Origin of the sequence: Methanocrinis sp. (assembly GCF_049974945.1) — an archaeon.
Lineage (GTDB): Archaea > Halobacteriota > Methanosarcinia > Methanotrichales > Methanotrichaceae > Methanocrinis.
This window is the reverse complement of sequence record NZ_JBNGCU010000093.1, coordinates 1-4416: the sequence shown is the minus strand read 5'-3', so window position 1 is coordinate 4416 and position 4416 is coordinate 1. Positions and strand designations below refer to the sequence as shown.

The following is a 4416-nucleotide window of genomic DNA, read 5'->3' as shown; positions in this document are numbered from 1 at the left end:
CGGGAGGCTCGGCGGCACCTCCTTCGCCCTCCTCTTCGTCGCCATCGGGTCCATCCTCCCCGACCTGATCGATAAACCCCTGGGCTTGCTCATCTACGGGAGCATGGCCACGGGCCGGATCTTCGCCCATACTCTCCTCTTCCTCCTCCTCCTCGTCGCCATCGCCGCCATCCTTAAGAGCCGCGCCATCGGCTCCCTCGCCTTCGGCGTCCTCGCCCACCAGGCCCTCGACTCGATCTGGAGGACCCCAGAGATCTTCCTCTGGCCCCTCCTGGGCGGCTTTCCCGTCAATGCCAATATGAGCGTCCTCGGCTACTTCGAGATGCTGATCCGGGGGCTGGAGAGGCCCGATATACTCGTCCCCGAGCTTCTGGGCCTCCTCTACCTCGCAGCCTTCGGCCTTCAGAGCTGGCCTGCGACCCTGGCCGCGGCCAGGAGGATCAGAAGAGGCCTCTCGAAGAGAGGGCCCTCGAAGAACCTCTGATCGGCCGCAAGGCCTCCTCCCCCTTCCCCCCCTTCTGGCCCCGTTCAACCTTTATTCAGCCCGCCCTTCGGCCTCTCTTCGGCTCCGCATCCTTCACCTTCGGGCGGCGGGGATCATGCCCATTCTCATTCGAAAGATTAAAAGCCCTTGGGATTGTAAATAGGTCCCAAGGAGGCAGAACCAGTATGAACATATCCAAAATGGCGCTCGTTTCTCTCGCCGCCCTTATCGCCTGTGCTGTAACCGCCGCGGGCCTGACCGGCGAGGAGGCCGTAGAAGAGGCGGTCAAATTCGAGGAGATGCTCTCCGCCCTTCCCGACCAGATCAAGAGCCTGGAGAGCTTCGAGCCGACGGAGACGACCGAGACGATAGACGGGATCGAGTACACCATCGCCACCTACACCGACCCCGAGAGCGGCAAAACCCTGAAGAAGGTATACGACCCCGATGGAAAGCTCTTCCGATCTGAATTCTCCGACCCCCAGGCGAACCTCGCCCTGGCCACCGTCTACGACCAGGAGGGAAACCCCATCTCCGAGACGATGATGACCACCGACGAGGAGGGAAACCCTCTGAGGTCGACGGAGATCACCCACAACCCCGACGGCACCACGACCTACACCACAGTCGACTACACCGAGTCCGAGGATAACAAGGTGACCACCACCGTCGCCGCCGGCGGAGATATAACCGACCCCCAGGACATAATCGAGATGACGGTGGAGACCCAGCCGGGGCTGCCCCGGCCGCCCGACGAGCACACCTGCCCCAATACGGGCCAGTCCGAGATCGACCTCTGAGCCTCGACCGCCGAACCGACCAGAGCTCAAAGCCATAAGCGCAAAGCGGCAAAGTCGCCCCTCGAGCCCATCCTGGAGATCGATGGCGGCTTCTCATCTAATTTCAAAGAAAGCGGGGTAAAATGAGCCCTCAGAGATCATCCCTGATCATCCTCATACTTTTATCCGCCGGATTTGGGCCGACCTCATTCTGCAGCGAGATTAACGACCTGTGGCTCCTTATCTCCAGCTACGAGGACCCGAGGATGACCATCGACGAGCTCGCCTTCTTCCTCGCCACCCACAGCTACCGCTCCGAGCCGAAGCCCGACCACGTCCTGGTCGATCTGCCCGGAGGGATCGAGGCCTACCTCACCCCGAACGGGGCCTCGCCGGGGCTAGCCGACTTCTGGAAGAGCCCGCCAAAATCCACCGGCCCGGTCAGAACTCTGGCCGAGGACGCCATCCAGAGAAACGCCAGCTACGATGAGGCCCCTCCGACCGGCGAGCTCGCCGAGTTCACCAGAAGTAGGCTTCTCTTCCCGGTGACGCCCCTGGGGATGTGCTACGACGGCTCCCGAAAGCTGGACGACTCCTACTCCGCTTACGGCTACCGGGTGATGTACATGTACGACCCGAGCGAATGGGACTGGCAGGGCCACCTCTGGGTGGTGGTGGAGGCCCCCGAATATCCCGACGCCTGGATCGCCGTCGACAGCTACTACGGGATCATGAGGATCGACGATTACTATTCAGCGCCCTACAGCTTCGACGATATGAAATACCTTGATTATATAAATCCAAGATGGAGACTGATGTAACTGAAGGAGAGATGATTTTGAGGACTAAACTTTTAGCGGGCCTTCTGGTGTCGGCCCTCTTGATCGGCCTGGTCGGCTACGCCGAAGACGAAGAGATCAGATCCGAGATCAGGGATCGGTCGGACCTCTCCGGGGCGAACCTCGCGGAAGAAGACCTCCGGGGGGCGAGCCTCAACCAGTCGGACCTCTCCGGCGCAGACCTCAGAGAGGCCGATCTGAGCTTTGCCCATCTCAGGTCGGCCTGGATGATCGGCGCCCGCCTGAGCTCTGCGAAGCTGGTGGAGGCGGACCTCTTCGGAGCCGACCTCTCCGAGGCGGACCTGACCGGCTCCGACCTCTCCGGAGCCCGACTTTCCAAGTCCAAGCTGGCCCGGGCCGTCCTGGTCGATGCGAATCTCAACGGAGCCGACCTCACCCGGGCCTGCCTGCCCCACGCGAACCTGACCGGCGCCGATCTGACCGGGGCCAAGCTTTTCAGGGCCGATCTGACCGGGGCCGAGATGAGAGACGCCTACATGGAAGGTGCAAACTTCGTGGGGTCCCACCTGAACTGGGCCGACCTGAGCGGAGGCTACCTCTCCAAGGGCCAGCTCTCACGAGCCGAGTTCTACAACGTCGACCTCTCCGGCGCCGACCTCAGCGACTCGGACCTCTCGAGATCCTACCTGATGAGCTCAAACCTCACCCGCGCCGATCTGAAGAGATCGTCTCTCGCCTACGCCGACCTCTCCGAGGCGAACCTCGCGGGAGCAAAGTTGAGAGAGGCAGAGCTGCCCTACGCCTGCCTGGTGAACGCCAACCTCGCAGGCGTCGACCTGACGTCCACAAACCTCCTCTCCGTCTGCTTCAATGGAGCAGACCTGACCGGGGTCGTCCTCGACCGATGCAGGCTCCAGAGCACCGCCATCCCTCTGGCGAACCTGAGCGGGATCAGCCTCAGAAACGCCGAGCTGTACCACGTCGACCTCGAAGGCGCGAGCCTCGCCGGCGCGGACCTGAGGGGCTCAAGCCTCGACACGGTGATGCTGATCGGAGCCGACCTCAGAGGCGCGGACCTGGGCGGCTGCAAGCTCGACACGGTGATATTCATGGACGCCGACCTCAGAGGCGCAAACCTCGAAGGGGTCGAGTATAGCACGTGCACCCTCAGAAGCCTCTCCAGCGCAGACCTCGAAGGTGCCGCGATCTCCGACGATCTGAGGAGGGACCTCGATGGACTGTAGAGGCTCCGCCGAGAGGGAGATCGGCCCGGCGAAATCCCGGTCGGCGACCCCGAGGGGCTCTGGAGCTGCAAAAGGGCTTCTCGGCACGATCTCTGCCCTGATCGTGATCTCGGTCCTCCTCGCCCCCCCGGCCCTCGGCGACGAGGCCGGGGCAGCCGCGGTCCTCACCGGCGACTACTCCGACCGGGGCGCAGACCTCGACGGGGACGGCCTCTACGACCTTCTGATCGTGGAGGCGGGCGTCTTCGTCTCCGAGCCCGGCGAGTACAGCCTGATGGGCTTCCTCTTCGACCCCCAGGACGGAGAGCTGGTCTGGTCGATAGATCACGCCAGGCTCGAAGTCGGAGACCAGACCATGCTCCTGGACTTCGACGGAAAGACGATCCAGAAGAGCGGTACGGACGGCCCCTACCGCCTCAGGCAGGTGGTACTATCCTCGGGCTCCTCCCAGGCGGGCCAGAAGATCTGCGACTACGCTCCCGAGGCCTATACCACCTCCCCTTACGGCTCCTCGGAGTTCACCGACCCCCTCCGCTCGGAGAAGACCATCTCGGGGACCGGCTCCGGAGAGCTTCTTCTGACCTTCACCGCAGAGGAGACGGTGCCGGTCTTCTCCGGCAGGTACAGCCTCGACCTGGTGGGCATAAAGATCCCTCCCCTCTCCGTCCCCCCCGAGGTCACCGGCTCGAAGACCGGCTACTCCTACCGCCTTCCCGGGATCTTCATCCCCAACAAGCCCAACAACTTCACCGTCGCCGCCGAGGGCGCAGAGAACCTCAACATCGGCCTCAAAAAGCCCCAGGGGGAGAGGATCAGAACCTGGGTCACCACCCAAGTCGAGGCCTCCGAGGAGGGGATCGCGGCCGCCGAGACCGACCTGATCTCTCCGGGGAGCTACCACGTCAAGATCTTCGGCGACGCCGCCGAGGACGCCGCCGCGGTGAACCTGACCATGACCATGGAGAAGCTGCTGGTCGTAGAGGGGGACTTCAGCCTCGGCATCGATACCACCGGATTTCCTTCGGGGAGCTACAGAATCGCAGCAGAGGCCAAGAACGGCTCCTTGCGCCTGGACCGGATCGAGATATCCGGCCTATCCATCGAGGACT

At 63.1% G+C, this 4416-nt stretch carries 5 protein-coding genes; all 5 read left to right on the top strand.

Going from position 1 to position 4416, the window contains the following annotated elements; genetic code table 11:
• On the top strand, window positions 1–484 hold a 484-nt coding region (locus tag ACP5EL_RS08570), incomplete at its 5' end, for a metal-dependent hydrolase (protein ID WP_428402094.1).
• Window positions 485–669: 185 nt separating this feature from the next.
• Window positions 670–1284 (top strand): hypothetical protein, encoded by a 615-nt coding sequence (locus ACP5EL_RS08565; protein WP_428402093.1) that lies wholly within the window; start codon window positions 670–672, stop codon window positions 1282–1284.
• A gap of 245 nt (window positions 1285–1529) precedes the next feature.
• A complete protein-coding gene (locus ACP5EL_RS08560) occupies window positions 1530–2084 on the top strand; it encodes a hypothetical protein (RefSeq protein WP_428402092.1) in 555 nt (184 codons plus the stop codon).
• A gap of 17 nt (window positions 2085–2101) precedes the next feature.
• The gene (locus ACP5EL_RS08555) at window positions 2102–3307 is read left to right on the top strand and encodes a pentapeptide repeat-containing protein (protein WP_428402091.1); all 1206 of its coding nucleotides are present in this window, start codon (window positions 2102–2104) and stop codon (window positions 3305–3307) included.
• Window positions 3297–4416 (top strand): hypothetical protein (locus tag ACP5EL_RS08550; protein WP_428402090.1); only part of this gene is annotated, 1120 nt, incomplete at its 3' end. The genes ACP5EL_RS08555 and ACP5EL_RS08550, both read left to right, overlap by 11 nt.